Here is a 16,053-nt window from a genome sequence, read left to right as displayed (position 1 = left end):
CTTCTCCCTCATCTCCTTGAGTCTTTTTATTTTTTCCTAGAGGCTGCGCCAACAATTTTAAATTTTAAATTTTAAATTGATTTTTCCCTTAGTTCCCAATTCAGATATTGATGCTTTGAGGAATTTTAGAAGGAAGCAGATACTCATAGGGTGGGCGGTGCAAATTACGCTGCTTGATAGTATCTTCTACCTGCTGAAGATGACTTTGGAATGCCTCTAACAATGGTTTTACTTTCTCGTCTGTGAAGTATCCTTGCTGATACTCGCCTAGCTTGTTGTAGTATACAGACCCCAATAAGCTGAGTAGGTTATATTGCCGTTGTGCCTGATCTAAAGGGGGGAGCAAATTGAGGTAGTCTTGCTCGGTAACTTCTCTTTTGAGAGTTGAGGCTGGTAAATAACCTGCCATTGGAATTGCTGCGGCGTAGCCCATCAAATCTTTTTGCGGAAAGTTAACGGCTGCATGTTGGGCGCTGGCAGTGAAAATAATCAGTGTAGTGGCATCGATCAGGTAATTTAGCGTTTTGATGCCCCCATCTTCGCCAAAATCGGGGATACGACCACCATCGTAAGCTGAGATTTCAGCTGCCCATCTTTGCAGGGCTATATCTTTTTGAATGTTTTCATCACTAGGGTAGTAAAGGTTCAGGTAGTCGCAAACCCATTGATGAATTACATCCCAGACTAATAATGCATCATCCCGGTAAGGATAAACAGGCAATAAATTGGGATCATCCACACCACGCTGTTGGAATTGCTTAGGTAAGATGGCACTATTAAAACCATAGCTTTGCAACCCCAGCACTGCTAAAACGCGAGAGTTATCGATTGATGGTGAGAGCAATCTATCTACGCCACCGCCAGGAGCAATGAGAATGCGTTGGGCGGCATCGTTAATTGCTAAAGTGCTGTCAAAATGCGGGCGCAGCAGAATTCTGAGGGGATGGGTGAGTGGGAGTTGTCGAGCAGTTGCGATCGCAAAAACACCAACAAACAGGTGAGTTCTTGCTAGGTGAGTAACAGCTTCGTGCATGTTGGCATCTGCTATTTGGACAACTGTTTTGGCAAAAAGCCAAGCGTATTTACCAGAGTTAGGGGTAACGATTGGATAATCTGGACCTGGGGTTTGCCCGCATTGAATAGCTACCGGACGTAATAGCCGGGTGGGATCTGAGCCTTTGGGTAAGGCAAACAGTGCTAGGGGAGCGTAGACATATTTTTGCTCATGTGGATATGTACCGTTGATCGCGCCGGATAAAATTTTATAGTCTGCTAAGTAGAGCCTTCCTTCAAGTCCTGCTGCTGCTAATGAATCATCACTTCCCATCACTGCTTGGTAATGTTCCTCTGTGACTCTTAAGCGATCGCCTAGACTAGTTACTCGCTCGATCATCACCGGATTGTAACCAGCTACTCGCATGTAGGCAAATACTTCATCTTCCTGGTAAGTTTTGGCGATCGCTGGCACACCAATCACCGCAAACAAATTTTCGTAGTCCTTGAGACTGGTTGCATGTCCTGTAGGCTGTCCTTCATATAGAAGGTTAATTATCCTATTTAGAGCATCTCTGAGGATCACAAGTCCGTTTTCTTTCAGGATAAAATAAAAAAGCTTGTCGAGTTCTCTAACATCCTTAGATATGCCTTTGAGCAAAAGCTCAGGGATAATTTGCAGGATTCTTGCCAAAATGCTGATTCTGGCTGGTAATGCTCCCTTAAGCAAGGCTTCTAAAATAAACCTTTGGACATCATCACGAATCGATTTAGAATCTTGATTGCCTCTGTTGACAATCAAGGTATTGACAAAAAGAACTCGTAACTGCTGGGCTAATAAAAAATACCAGTTAGTGGTGAACTCTTCGGCAATAGAAAGCTGATCCACCATCGCAATAGATGGAATATGGACGTAGTTATATTGATACTCTTGCCTAGCTATATCTAAAGTATGAGTACTTGATGAACTGATTGAATTATCTGGTGATGAAGCAGTCATTGACTCTACTTATGTTTAGTACGCAGGAATTTAACAGTTTTCGATAAAAAGGTTTGAATTCCCTAAACTTATTATGGCAATCAAGTTTATCAGAGTTGTGATTTTTCTAAAGAAATTTTATGTAATTTATCAATTCCTGAACTCTACTCACTGAGGATTGTAAGTAAGTAGGCAAGAACAAATCAAAGTAAGTTAAGTAATGTAAAAAATATTGAAATTAGTTCCTAGTAAGTACTAAACTTCTCGAATAACGACTAAAGTCTTCAGCCAACGCGTTGTTAGGGACTGACAAATAAAAAACTTACGAAAAAACTCTTTCCTCCTCATTCCTCTGTGTCTGGAGTGGTTCGATTCTTTAGTTGCTCCAAGGCTTTAGCCTTGGAGTCATGTCACATGATGCTCAGTTTGTAGTGGGGACTGAAATCGCCAAATCTAAGACTGCGATCGCCATTTTATTTTAACCTCAAGTTAAAACAGTTAATAAAATTAAAGTAGTTAAAAAATTAATAAAAGAAAAGATTAATTGTTTATTTTTTACTTTCAAGAGAGAATATTTTTAACTATAAAAATCCCTGCCACAGACAGTTGACAGGGATAGCAGTTTTTAGCTATACCTTGTCTGTTAGCTAACAAAATCTTTGTGGGCAGCGACAAGCATCTGAGCCTGTCTTAAAACGTTTCCAAATAAATAAAAAGGAATTTGCCAAGCTGCAACGGTAACTTCTTTAACAATATCCTGCACACTAATTGCAATTAATTCATGCTCTGGCGGCTCTCCCTCAACTGTACCAGACCAAGTAAAAGCTAATAAAAAATCATCGTCTCCAGGCAAGGATGCAATCAAGCATTCTTCTGGTGTAGGCTGGCAAATAATTCCATGATCGTTTGCAAGTTCTACTAGTCTTTGAAATTTGTTTACGTTCGGCATTTGTCCTTGGGATGTAATTGAATGTCAGTTTTAGAAAAAATCATAATTTTTATCTCCATAACTCAACTTAGTTGCTTCATATCATAAATTATGAATTACGAATTATTAAAGAGTTATTGGAGTTGAATCTGGCTTAAGTTCCAAATTTTAGCGCGATCGCCTGCTTGTATCAGCAACAATTGCTACTTTTTTAAAAAAATCTCGGCTAATCCAAAACAAAGACAGCTACGTGACACCCCACCGCAACAAGAACCACGCTTGTTGAAATATTGATTAAATTTAGCTAAATTCATCATTCTGATGGTAATCTGGTCAGTAGATTAGGTACAGGAAAGGGGCGATTTTGTAAAATTTTAAACTTACTTACACTTGCATCATAAGCAAAGACTTCACCAGTTTCTATTTCATAAATCCAGGCATGAAGGCTAAGTTTATTACTATGTACTTTCGAGCGGATTATTGGGTATGTTTCTAGGTTTTCTATCTGAGTTAATACATTTTGCTCAATTGCAATTTTTAATAGTTGATCGCTGGGATAATCCTTATAGTTGTCAAAGACAAGGCGGCGAGTAGCTTCACCGTAATGCTTTAACCAGTCGTAAACTAAAGGCATTTGCCCTGCAAGGCTACCTATTTGTAATAGCCCTTTCATTGCTCCACAGTTTGAATGCCCACAGATGACAATAACTTTAATATTTAAAGCTTGGACAGCATATTCTATGCCCGCTCCTTCGCTGTTATTCAAGGTTCCATAGGCAGGAATTATATTACCAATATTACGGATAACAAATAATTCTCCTGGTTGACTTTGAGTAATTAAACATGGATCGATGCGCGAGTCAGAACAAGTAATGAATAATACTTCCGGGTTTTGAGCCTGAGATAGTTGTTCAAACAACTCACGATGTGTAAGAAAATAGTTGTCATGAAACTCATTTAGACCTTCAATTATACGTGTAATAGACATAGTTCAATTTTTCCCGTTAAAATATTTAGCTTTAAATTTTCTCTATCATCCAGTGATTTTACGTACACATCCTTCTGGGATTAAGATGGAATAATAAAGGCTTACTTCTAGGAAGATCCAAGAAATAAAATGCCCTGTCCCTTTGAAGAGACACTCGAAAACTCGCTAATCCGATCAACACAGGCAACCGATGGTGGTGAAACCCCCGTGTACGAGCGCTGCTTTGCTGTATCAAAGATATTTTGCCTACATCAGTAGCTATATCTTTGCCGCTTTCGCCTCCAGTGCGAAAGCTAGGCTCACAGAATTTTGTTAGCGGTAAGTAGCAGACAAAAGTAACTTTATTAAAGTTATTTAATGTGTAATCCATTTGGCATCAGAGACAATACATAGTCCTTGAAATTTTTTGAGAAAAAGTCTTATAGCTTTTACCACTTTTGCCCCTTTTGGTCAGAATATGGCAATATATAAAGTTGTAGCTAACTGCCTACGTAGAGGTTTAACGTGGATACCATTGCAATTCCTGCTCTAAATCGGCCAGTGGATGCCACGGTAGAAATTCCCGGTTCTAAAAGTCTTACCAATCGGGCGTTACTTGTTGCTGCTTTAGCCCAAGGCGACTCCGTTTTAGAAAATGCTTTATTTAGTGAAGATAGCGAATATTTTGCCAAATGCGTAGAGCAATTGGGTATTCCCATTAGGCTAAATCCTGATTTGGCACAAATCCAAGTCGCGGGAAGAGGAGGCGACATTCCAGCTAAACAGGCAGATTTATTTGTGGGTTTGGCAGGTACAGCAGCCCGGTTTATCTCGGCGCTGGTGGCATTGGGTAACGGCGAATATCGCCTAGATGGGGTTCCCAGAATGCGAGAACGGCCAATGGGTGACTTATTGACGGTGCTGCAAACGGGTGGAGCAACCATTAACTTTGAAGGAAACTCCGGGTTTATGCCCTATACCGTCTACAGCCGGGGATTCGCTGGCGGGAATTTTCGGTTGAAAGCTAACCAAACAAGTCAGCAACTTTCGGCATTGCTGATGATTGCGCCTTATGCTCAACAAGATACCCACATTGAAGTTGAGGGGACATTAGTTTCTCAATCTTACGTCAAAATGACCTGTCGTTTAATGGCAGATTTTGGTGTAGAGGTGATTCAAATCGGCGATAATCAATTTCAGATTAAAGCGGGTCAACGTTACCAAGCTCGGCATTACACAGTGGAACCCGATGCGTCAAATGCTTCTTACTTTTTTGCCGCCGCCGCCGTTACGGGTGGACGGGTGCGCGTCAAACATTTGACCAAACAATCTTGTCAGGGTGATATTCTGTGGCTGAATGTTTTAGAACAGATGGGTTGCCAAATTAAAGATTCGGATGATTACACCGAAGTGATTGGGCCTCTTCAATTGCAAGGCATCGACATTGATATGAATGATATATCGGATTTGGTGCAAACATTAGGAGCGATCGCGCCTTTTGCCAGTTCACCGATTACTATTCGGAACGTGGAACATATTCGATATAAGGAAACCGATAGGATTAAAGCTGTGGTAACAGAGTTGCGTCGCTTAGGAGTTAAGGTTGAAGAATTTCCAGATAGACTGAAAATTGAGCCTGGCCCCATTACCCCGGCGGCAATTGAAACTTATCACGATCATCGCATGGCAATGGCTTTTGCTGTCACAGGCTTGAAGGTTCCAGGGATTGTAATTAAAGATCCTGGCTGTACAGCGAAAACCTTTCCAGATTACTTTACCCGATTCTTCCAAATGTTAGAACAATAAAAGACTAGTACCGCAAGCCAAAAGTCAAAAGTCAAAATTTTTTGTATATCAAGGCTTTTGCAAGTTTTAAAATGGTAGCTTGATTGCGAGCATCCCGTCAGGTGCAAAAACCTTGATAGCCCTCATCCCCTAACCCCGAATCCCTTTATATGGGATTCGGAAAACCAGAATTATGTCTCCCCTCTCCCATTTGTGGGAGAGGGGCTGGGGGTGAGGGAAAAAATTTAAGCCAAAATTGGGATGCTCTCGCTTGATTTACGCCGTACTGTACTAGTAAGTAGGTAGGCGTAATTAAATATAAGAGCAAACCTCACCCTCAATCCCTCTCCTTATTATTGTCGGGGTCAGCCGGAGGTAGGGTGAGGTTTGATATTTAATTTAACAGAATAGTAAAATAGAGGGGAATAAATCTGGATAGCTCAGTCTTAATAACCCATAGCCAATTCCAGATGTTCCAGTGAAGAAACTTGGATTGTAGATATGCTTGTCAGATGTAGAAAATAGGCAAAATGACCCATTTTCTTCTGCTCTGTTTACAACCCATGCTGCTCGTTGTTGTGCAGATGTTAACAAGCTTGGTCGAGAAAGCTGATAAGATGCCTCGATTAGAATGTCAATAATACCAAAATTACCACAGCAAAGGCGATCAACTCGGTCAAAGCTGACTTGCTGTATTGTATTGAGAGTATTCTCAATCTGTTGGCGAATTTCATCGGTATCAAGCACAGCAAAACTGCTCAAGTAAGCTAAACCATTGCCAGAAAAACCATGACTGCCCTCATAGGCGATCAATTCTTTCACACCCACGAGAAAATTAACATCCAAAGTTGTCTCGTAAAGCTTTAACAGAGCATAAGCAATTCTATCTATTCCGTGAGCAAAGTTTATCCAAAGTTTTTTTCCTGTAGTTGGCCTTTTAAGTCCAACGTGACTTGTGATTTCATGGCTCAGTATATAATAGCCGTAGGTAATGGCTTGCTCTAAATAAGTGATATCTCCACAAGCTATATTTAACGCAAGTAGCCCCAGAATCACACCTGCTAATTCTGAGAGCATATCCAACTCTTGAGTATTTTTGCTCTTGTCTAATGTGATGAAACAAGCTCCCTGTTTTGCACTTTCCAAAAGAGTTGGTTCCTCTAACAGTTGACTGATTCGGACAAGGGCATAGAGAATTGAGCCTAATTCCATATCAGCGCTTATGAGCTTGGTAAATCTTTGCCGATTATCTGGATCTAAAGACTGAAGATCGTGGCGCAGTGGCAGTAAAGCTTCTAGAGCCAAATTGCGAAACTGATTATCTTTTGTAACTGACCATAATGCTGCCAGAAACAAAGCTATCCCACAGCTACCATCATATAAACCATATCCCAACGAACTTAGCTGAAATCGCTCTGCTTTTGGTAGATAGCTTAGTCCAATCCAAGCAACACTTCCATCATCAGCACGAATAGCTTGGAGTTGAATTTCTGTAGCGATCGCAATTGCCTGCTGTAAACATTGTTCCTGACTTAATAGTGGAATCCCCTCCAGACTTAGACCAGTCTGCTCAACAATATCAGACACTATCCCATCTGATTTGTTAATTGTTTTGGCGTAAAAGGAACTCCGAATTATCTCAATCTGCCGTACTAAGTCTTTTTCACTAAGTTGTTGTAATCGATTGACAACATCTAAGTAGCTATTTTTAAGTGAGTTTAGAAGGGGTATATTCGATAATCCAGTAAATAACTGATGACTATCTGAGAATGTTGTAAAATAAGGAACATCCATCTGAGCTATAGAGCGTAGTTCTTCATGCAGTAATGACCAAAATAATGGCTTAGTTTCTGTCACAAGGAAACTTCTGCTTAAAGCCTCAAGCTGAATACTGTACTCAACTCCATCCTTTAAATATTCAGGTTGGAGGGCATTCGCTTGCAGATTGGAATAAATTTCAGTTGCACGAAAAATAAACCGGGTTCGTCGATGAATAAATTGTGATAAAAGACTATTAGAAGCTAAAAGGGCTTCCTGGTGACTCAACAAAAAATGATACATTTGCTGGAAGCCTGCTATCAAATCCTCTACATAATCATCAGGTGCAATTAAAGAGTTATTCAGTAATGGAAGATTCTGTGCAGTTTTTAGCTTTATACGCTCCTGCTTAATGTACATGTTATCGGTGTTAATATTGACGAATTTAGGCTGGCTAGCATTAATTTCTTGTTCATGACTGTTTCCTAAGGCACTGAGATCGTAGATATCTTTTCCATCTACTCCTCCAGACCACTGAGGTACGAAATTTGTAGACAATATAGAATCTTTATTAAGTAATTGATAAGCTAAAAATAATGCGTTTATAGGCTCACTTGAATCTGCTTCTACCAGGAATTGGGATTGCATAATAGTTTCCAAATCTACTATAACTGGATATTCTCCACAAGCAATCAAGTTTTCATAATGACAATCAGTGGTTCCCAAAAAATGTACTACACTTAATAACATTCCAGTTCGTTGATAATAGCGCCCAATAGCTTGCTTATCTTCACAAGGTGAAGACTGCACAAACTCAGTCCATCCATAAGTCGAACGATTTAGTACCTTTAAGCACTTAAAAGATAAAAACAAATTTTGTTGATTAAACCAAGATAATAAATTAAATAATGCTTCATCTATAGCCAAATCTTTTGGTTTATAGACAAGTTTTAAACCAGATGCAAAGGTGACTATGATGACAGTACGATGATTATTATGAAAATCAGAACAACGATATTTTATATCAACAACTTGACCCAATGCTTCTTGTTGAAATGTTTGCTGAATTTCATCATAATCTGCGGCTAATCGCCACATAAATTCCTCAACCACATTAACCCAAAAACTTGTTCTAGTCGCAACTAAACGAGCTAATACAGGATATTCTTCATAGAAATCTATAAGTCCACCCTCATTCAGCATCGTATTAATAAATGCCTCATAGTTAACCCGACTGACAACGTTTTGAGATTGCCTAAAAACGTAGGCAAATAGAGATTCTCTTGCTGCTCGGAAGCTAGAAAATTTTAACTCTGTAGGATTTTCACTCAAACGAGCTAGTGAAAAGAGCAAACCTCGCTCTAACTTGGCTTGAGCTAGTTCTGAAATAAGATGGTAATTATTGCCTGTCCGAGCGATTAATTTCTGTCTAGCAACATAGACAAAAGGCAAGAAAAGTTCCTCGAAAACAATTGGTTCTTTTAGAGAAAGACAGCCATATTCTGTCTGCTCTTTAGAAGCAATAGCAGCAGCTTTAACACTTTCATTCAAGACATCTGTCCAAGCAGGTAAATTGAGTTTGTCAACTAAGTTTGCATCAGACAGAGCAGAACATACGGTTTCCCATGTCAGTCCATCCCAAGCGAGACGTTTTTCAAACTGCTGATAGTTTCCTTTGGCACAGGAGTTACACCATTTTTCAATTCTATAATTGATCGAACTATCAAATTCTGATGTATGATTTACTACAAATTGAGAGCTAAAACGCTCAAGAAGTGTACTGGCTCTTTCCACGATTCTAACCAGTTGTTCATGAGAAAATTCCATAATTTACTATTTCAAATTATTCGAGCAATCTTTATAAAAAATAATTATTTTGCTATCATTCATAATCAATTCAATACATACACTCCCAATTGAAAAGATACTTTAGGAGTGAATCAATGTGTATGTTGACCTAAATAGGTAAGCACAATAAAACCCAACTATGTAAATAAAGATGAACTGGGTCAAAACTCTCTTCCCTCCAGCTCAAGTGTCTCCACCAAAGCGTGCCTTATCCCAACGATAAATTTTGCCACTCACTTAAGTGATACCAATTCTATGTGAGGCTGCGCTTTATTCACGTAGGGGCAATTTATGAATTTCCCCTACAGCGCAGTTTTGGGTAAGTCCCATAGGCGGATGTTCAAAATAGAAATGGTATGAATGCAATTTATTCAGATATAAAGAGTGATACCACTAGGGACAGGGGCACTTTTTGGAAAGGTTGAATTATTGGGAATTAATTCTCCTCCTGCAACTGCCTCTAATTGTTCCTCAGAAAGGACTTGACTGCGAACTAGTTCATCAAGCTCTATTGGTAGCAACAGATAGATTTTTTTCATACTCTGTTGTAGAGCCTGAATTTCCAAATCTGCTGCCAATTTCTCACCGATTTTTTCTTCAAAAACTGCTTTAGCATTACTCAACAAGCGCTGTTTATAAGTAGCATCTGCTTGAGCTTTGTCAATAATCTGCTTTTTCAGTTCTTCTGGGTTAAATGATTGTGAATTCGTGGTCATGATTTTCGTCTCCTATATAGATATAATCGCCGAAAATGAAACTATAAGTGTTAGCTAAAGCGTACCTTATCTCAACGATAAATTTTGCCACACACCTACTTAATTGAATGCAAGTTGTTCAGAAGGGGATAAGAGATAAGTGTCAGTAACCCACGCTTGTAAACGTCAGATTTACGCTGTTGAGGCTCTGCCTACACACGATTTTTCGATGAAAAACATGACTTTTAGTCGTTACTAGGCTTTAACCTAGTAACGACTAACAAGATGTAGAACCTTGAAAAATATGTGATACGAGATTCAATTTGACTCCCAAGAAAGTATTCAATCTGAACTCGTATCAATGGGTGTTAGATAAGTTATGAACATGCCCTACTAATGCAGCACTCACGTAGTACCAAGACTACCAACGACTGTGATGATTGAACCAGCAGCGGCACCTTTTTGAAAGCCGGAATCTCTGAGGAGAGTTGATATCGTTCCTCCTCCTGCAATTGCTTCTAATTGTTCCTCAGAAAGCACTTGACTGCGAACTAGTTCATCAAGCTCTATTGGTAGCAACAGATAGATTTTTTTCATACTCTGTTGTAGAGCCTGAATTTCCAAATCTGCTGGCAATTTTTGACCTAATTCTTCTTCAAAAACTGCTTTAGCATTACTCAACAAGCGCTGTTTATAACTAGGATCTGCTTGAGCTTTGTCAATAATCCGCTTTTTCAAATCTTCGGGGTTAAATGATTGTGAATTCGTGGTCATGATTTTCGTCTCCTATATAGATGTAATTGCCGAAAATGAAACTATCAGTGTTAGCTGATGATGAAGATGTCTTTTTTATGCTTTTCAGTTACTGTAGATTTCTCTGAATAATCCTCAGTAACTGAAAAACTTAGTAACGACTAACAAGATGTAGAACCTTGAAAAGTATGTGATACGAGATTCAATTTGACTCCCAAGAAAGTATTCAATCTGAACTCGTATCAATGGGTGTTAGATAAGTTATGAACATGCCCTACTAATGCAGCACTCACGTAGTACCAAGACTACCAACGACTGTGATGATTGAACCAGCAGCGGCACCTTTTTGAAAGCCGGAATCTCTGAGGAGAGTTGATATCGTTCCTCCTCCTGCAATTGCTTCTAATTGTTCCTCAGAAAGCACTTGACTGCGAACTAGTTCATCAAGCTCTATTGGTAGCAACAGATAGATTTTTTTCATACTCTGTTGTAGAGCCTGAATTTCCAAATCTGCTGGCAATTTTTGACCTAATTCTTCTTCAAAAACTGCTTTAGCATTACTCAACAAGCGCTGTTTATAACTAGGATCTGCTTGAGCTTTGTCAATAATCCGCTTTTTCAAATCTTCGGGGTTAAATGATTGTGAATTCGTGGTCATGATTTTCGTCTCCTATATAGATATAATCGCCGAAAATGAAACTATCAGTTTTAGCTGATGATAAACATGTCTTACTTATGCCAGCATTGACTGTGCATTTGTCTGAATAATCATCAGGTACTAACACCTGTTATGCCAAAACCTACAAGTGCACCTAACCTCAGGAGAGTGCCAAGGGCACCCCCCCCTGCAACTGCCTCTAGTTCTTCCTCAGAGAGGACTTGATTGCGAGCTAGTTCATCAACCTGCATTGGTAGCAACAGATAGAGCTTTTTCATACTCTGTTGTAGAGCCTGAACTTCTAAATCTGCTGGCAATTTTTGACCTAATTCTTCTTCAAAAACTGCTTTAGCATTACTCAACAACCGCTGTTTATAAGTAGCATCTGTTTGAGCTTTGTCAATAATCCGCTTTTCAAACTCTTGGGGGTTAAAAGCTTGCGAATTTTTTGTCATATTTGATTTAGGTTGTTTTTAGTCAACCAATTAGTGACACTTTTATATTAGTATTGATCAATAAAATTATTAATCTACAATTTTTCGGAAATAATGATGTTTTTTTAGTTATAAAATATAAAGAGAATATATTTTTATAAATTTAATTTAAAAATTTGTGTATAAATAGTATTATCAAGTTTGCTTGACAAAGATAATAATGACACAAATCAGTCTAATACCAATTATTTGTGAAACTGCACAAAAACAAGCTTCGTAAAATAAGGAGATTAAGCCCCTTGTTCTATGCAATCTTACAGATAATCGATATAAGTAGAAATCCTTGGCTCCCCAACCTACAGATTTTTATTTTTTGGACTTAACCAAACCGTATTGTTTTCACTCGTTGAAAATGCCCCCTAGCTCCCTTTTTTAACAGGGCTAGGGGGGGATAAATGAAAGCTTTAAGTGAACCTTATTAAGTTATATAGAATATAATCCGGTTTGGTTAAGGGTAATTAGCAAAAAATCTGTGCGTCTAGATACATTGCACTGCAATATCTCTAGTTTGTTTAAACCTAAACAAACCATATTATCCGAATCGTATTGATATAGAATATATTATCAGCAGTCAATCTTACTTTTAACATTAATCAATCCATTTATGACTGAATGATAAATATCCTTTTGCCTCTGGATAACTATTGGGATAATAAACTATTTTAATATGATTCAACCTTCTAAAAAGGATACTTGATACTCTGCTCACATTGCTTGGCCATACTTCTGCATTAGACTCTTGATAAGAGTGTCCATGCCAACTCAGAAAAGCATCTCTTTTGTCAGGTGTACATAAACCTGTTTTAACCAGATAATCTAAAAATAATTGCCATCTAGGTTCAAGCCGTGGGCTTTTTTTCAGTAATTCACATTCTATCCCTACCTTAGGTAAAATAGTATTTCCTACATCAAAATTTAGAATTATAATATCTACAAAACTGCTAATGACTTTGATAAGTTCTTGAAGTTTTTTAATCGGGTATGTCCAACCAATTTTTGTAAGGTAGTTTTCCAGTTTATCTTCAGGAATATCAATAATATTAAGCCTCACAGCATTTAATGGTCGGGAGAGCATAGCACCAATGTAAAGCACCTGAGATTCAGGAGGTAACGAATCGCAGCAAATAGCTAAATTTTGCTTGATTTGAGGTGTAAGAGAATGTTCTAACAACAGACTTAAACCAGTTGCTATCGTCTGTTTTTGTTCAGCAAATGAGTTAAATTTTTTTCGGCTAAATTTAGAATGATATTGAAAATGGAAGAAAAAGCTAGGTATCGGTATATTTTGCGGTTGATCGTCAACATCAAATTCTAACCAAATGTGGTCTATATTATTAGCTAAGAGAGAGTTTGGCTGATGCCAATAAAGACAAAAATCTCGGATACGACTCCACACAGGGTTTGTAAAAATTACATTTGGCAGCGCATTAGTAGAACTTAACCCTGCTAAAATATCCCGACTGCCATCTGATGCCTTAGCTAGAACTGAAAAGTCCACGTTGGGATTATTATCAGCCAAGCGGCACTCCAATAAAACTTCTGGCAAAGGTGGGAGAATCTTTGTTATTGTTTGAATATAAGACAAAGCTTGGGAAGAAACTAGCTTATGCGAAAGGTGAGGTGCAACAACCTCAAGATAATTTTCCAGAGTGTGATTCATAATGTTTGAGCTTTTTGAAGTAACCGCTCAGGAGATATCTCATTAATATTTATTTTTTGACGGATCAGATCGCCGTATATATTTAAATAGTCAATTTCTGCGGGAGAAAGTTTTCCTTTTTGTACTGCGGCGATCGCGGCATCAATTTGTTCTCGTCTCTCTAATCCAGTTAAGCATACATCTACACAATTCTGCGATAAAGAATAGCGGTAAAAATCTGGTATTGAAGGTTGCCAACATGACTGAGGCAAAGTCGGAGGAGGATTCCAGAGAGCACCTAGCTCAGAGTTCGTTGATTTGAAGGTGAGAATTCCTTGACGCTGTGGATCTTGTGGATCTAAATCTCCAAAAACTTTTTCCTGTGCTAAACGATGAGCAGGGTTATGTCTAACCATTACCACATCTAAAAGAGGACTGTGGAGCCACTCTTGGGCATGGTTGAGATTATGAAATGATGCGCCAACATAACGAACAGCACCCATCTTTTTTAGACGCTCAGATGCACCGAATACTTGTTCCACAAATTTTTGGTACACTGTATTTGAACCGCGCAACGTTGGCGATATATCCAAGCAATTTTTCAGGGCTAGACCGTCACTATCACCAATCCAACCCCAGAACAACACATCAATATAATCAATTCCCAATTCTCCAAATTGATCTAAGAGAATACCGAATATAACTTCTGGATTCTTAATGTAGGTGACAGTTGCAAGAACTACTTTTTCTCGATTTGAGGAACCACGTCCACAAAGTTGATGTAGCCCATCTGCCATATGACGATATATGAAATGGTGGAGATCGCTGGAATAAAAAAAGAAATTAATTCCTTGCTCGAAAGCATAGAGCGTATCTTCACTTGAAATTTTTCCTCCACCACCTAGTCCTAAGCAACTGACTGTTAAGTTCGTTCGCCCTAATGGACGATAAAATGGTAGAGATAGTTCTGGCATATAAAAATCTTTCTTGCTAGATAGACTATCTTCGGATTTAACTGCTAGATTAAAGTGACTCATCCAAATCCCTCAATCTGTATCATTTATTTTATGGGGTTCGTAGTCAACGCTTAAGCGCTCTTTAACTTGAGGATTTACTACGAACTTTCTCAACCCCTCATAATCAGGATACAAACCACTCCCAATCACGTTTGTTTTCTATGGTTTAGGCTCAGAGTCTAACAGTCCTCGTTCAAACAAAACATTGAGATAGTAAGATGTTTGCTCCGATAACACTCCTTGTGCAGCCAAGAATTGAGTTATCTGTTCTGCTGTTTTATTACCTTCGTGAATCATCTTGCCCAGATCCCTCCAATAAGGATCGTTGACAAACTTGAAGGTTTTAACTTTATTAGAAAGCTGGAAACCATCTGAAAGATTTTCGTATTTCAAATCTTCACGGAAGCGCATTAAATCGTAAGGTCGTACTGTCAGTGGCATGTGATCTCTAATCATGCGCTGGATCAAAGTATTAAGTTCATCCCCATTAGTAAAAGTTCCTTGATCGTAAATAATGTAACCTAGTGGCCAACGTTCATTTGCATTACAAGGACTAATGAGCTTAACACTGCGCTCAACCATATTGAATAAAAATCCTGAGACGCAAGCGATTGTTCCTTGGTCAGGAAGCTCTTTGTCTGCTATACCTTGCTGGAGATTGCGTTCTCGCTGCCGTCCTGCATGGGCTTTAATATCTTCTGCTTCGTCATTCAATAAAACGAGTTTTATACTTATTAACTCCTCAGGGCTAAATTCCTGATGAATTTGCTCTAACATTTTTAAAGACAGAATCGAAAAGCGATTGAACAAGCAGTTTTTCTTTCTTGAGAATTCTAAGAAGGCACGAGTCCGTTCTGGGTTTTTTAGAGCTTGAGCCGTTGTGGTTTGAGGGAAAACTTTTGTAATGGCATAATAATCACCACAAAACTTTTCATAATCTGGGTTATCAAAAGGATCGGTTGCCCAATAGCAAAAGCTTCCCTGGAATGCAGAGCCTAAGATACTTGTCATGTTCTCAAGGACTTCACGCCATAACTTAGCATTGCCTGGATTATAGATAAAGATGTCATTCAGGCGGGGTGCTGCAACGCCGCAAAATCGGCAGCCAACTGAACAACCTTTGCTCAGTTCAAAAGCATTAGTAAAATGGCTAATTTCACGATGCACGTAAGCTTTAACTTGACTGCCAACACGTGCAATTTGGCGTTCTCGCCAAGCCCAAAAATGGGAATTAGCAGAAGAAGAAATAGGTATTCCAACATCTACTGCTCTCTCCAGATACTGCTCGTAGAACTGGTCAAACAGCTTCAACAGTGGAAACTCTTCTGCAATTTGTTCTTCAGAACTGCTAGCAAAATTTTTGTCCCATTTGGGTCTGATGTCTTCTGGGTTTACCTTCAAACCGTAGCGCACACAAGCACCATAGGGGTCTATAGCAAGTTGCTTGAACCTATCCCACTAATATGAAAATGTGATAATCTACTTTCCATCTGAGAAGAGTGTATCAGTTTATGGCTGGACGTTTTGAAGGACTGAGTGA

At 38.9% G+C, this 16,053-nt stretch carries 12 protein-coding genes; 1 reads left to right on the top strand and 11 read right to left on the bottom strand.

The window, feature by feature from the left end; all coding sequences use genetic code 11:
* Positions 1-100: 100 nt before the first annotated feature.
* From V7K73_RS28210 to V7K73_RS28200, 3 genes are all read right to left on the bottom strand, one after another.
* Positions 101-1,993 carry a lipoxygenase family protein gene (locus tag V7K73_RS28210; protein ID WP_334885156.1) on the bottom strand — a complete coding sequence of 631 codons (1,893 nt, stop codon included), beginning with the start codon at positions 1,991-1,993 and terminating at the stop codon, positions 101-103.
* 622 nt (positions 1,994-2,615) lie between these two features.
* Positions 2,616-2,921, bottom strand: coding sequence for a hypothetical protein (locus tag V7K73_RS28205; protein WP_334885154.1), 306 nt, complete (start codon positions 2,919-2,921; stop codon positions 2,616-2,618).
* Positions 2,922-3,213: 292 nt separating this feature from the next.
* Positions 3,214-3,888, bottom strand: coding sequence for a carbonic anhydrase (locus V7K73_RS28200; protein WP_334885152.1), 675 nt, complete (start codon positions 3,886-3,888; stop codon positions 3,214-3,216).
* Positions 3,889-4,392: 504 nt separating this feature from the next.
* On the opposite strand from V7K73_RS28200, the gene aroA reads away from it, so the two are divergent.
* Complete coding sequence (aroA, locus tag V7K73_RS28195; RefSeq protein ID WP_334885150.1) at positions 4,393-5,673, top strand: 3-phosphoshikimate 1-carboxyvinyltransferase; 1,281 nt, start codon at positions 4,393-4,395, stop codon at positions 5,671-5,673.
* 378 nt (positions 5,674-6,051) lie between these two features.
* Here aroA and V7K73_RS28190 read toward each other — a convergent pair whose 3' ends face one another.
* The 8 genes from V7K73_RS28190 to V7K73_RS28155 all read right to left on the bottom strand — a co-directional run bounded on the left by V7K73_RS28190 (position 6,052) and on the right by V7K73_RS28155 (position 15,947).
* Positions 6,052-9,237 (bottom strand): type 2 lanthipeptide synthetase LanM family protein, encoded by a 3,186-nt coding sequence (locus V7K73_RS28190; RefSeq protein ID WP_334885148.1) that lies wholly within the window; start codon positions 9,235-9,237, stop codon positions 6,052-6,054.
* A gap of 392 nt (positions 9,238-9,629) precedes the next feature.
* Positions 9,630-9,974 (bottom strand): NHLP leader peptide family RiPP precursor, encoded by a 345-nt coding sequence (locus tag V7K73_RS28185; RefSeq protein ID WP_334885146.1) that lies wholly within the window; start codon positions 9,972-9,974, stop codon positions 9,630-9,632.
* Positions 9,975-10,358: 384 nt separating this feature from the next.
* Positions 10,359-10,727 carry an NHLP leader peptide family RiPP precursor gene (locus V7K73_RS28180; protein ID WP_334885144.1) on the bottom strand — a complete coding sequence of 123 codons (369 nt, stop codon included), beginning with the start codon at positions 10,725-10,727 and terminating at the stop codon, positions 10,359-10,361.
* Between the two features lie 268 nt (positions 10,728-10,995).
* Complete coding sequence (locus V7K73_RS28175; protein ID WP_334885144.1) at positions 10,996-11,364, bottom strand: NHLP leader peptide family RiPP precursor; 369 nt, start codon at positions 11,362-11,364, stop codon at positions 10,996-10,998.
* Positions 11,365-11,477: 113 nt separating this feature from the next.
* The gene (locus V7K73_RS28170) at positions 11,478-11,819 is read right to left on the bottom strand and encodes an NHLP leader peptide family RiPP precursor (protein ID WP_334885142.1); all 342 of its coding nucleotides are present in this window, start codon (positions 11,817-11,819) and stop codon (positions 11,478-11,480) included.
* 628 nt (positions 11,820-12,447) lie between these two features.
* Positions 12,448-13,518, bottom strand: coding sequence for a hypothetical protein (locus V7K73_RS28165; RefSeq protein WP_334885140.1), 1,071 nt, complete (start codon positions 13,516-13,518; stop codon positions 12,448-12,450).
* Positions 13,515-14,534, bottom strand: coding sequence for an aldo/keto reductase (locus tag V7K73_RS28160; RefSeq protein ID WP_334885138.1), 1,020 nt, complete (start codon positions 14,532-14,534; stop codon positions 13,515-13,517). Before V7K73_RS28160 ends, V7K73_RS28165 begins: the two co-directional genes overlap by 4 nt.
* 138 nt (positions 14,535-14,672) lie before the next feature.
* Complete coding sequence (locus V7K73_RS28155; protein ID WP_334885189.1) at positions 14,673-15,947, bottom strand: radical SAM family RiPP maturation amino acid epimerase; 1,275 nt, start codon at positions 15,945-15,947, stop codon at positions 14,673-14,675.
* Between the last annotated feature and the right edge of the window lie 106 nt (positions 15,948-16,053).

The sequence above is a fragment of the Nostoc sp. genome (assembly GCF_036916975.1).
In the GTDB taxonomy this organism is placed as follows: Bacteria; Cyanobacteriota; Cyanobacteriia; order Cyanobacteriales; family Nostocaceae; genus Nostoc.
This window is presented reverse-complemented; position numbering and strand designations above follow the sequence as displayed.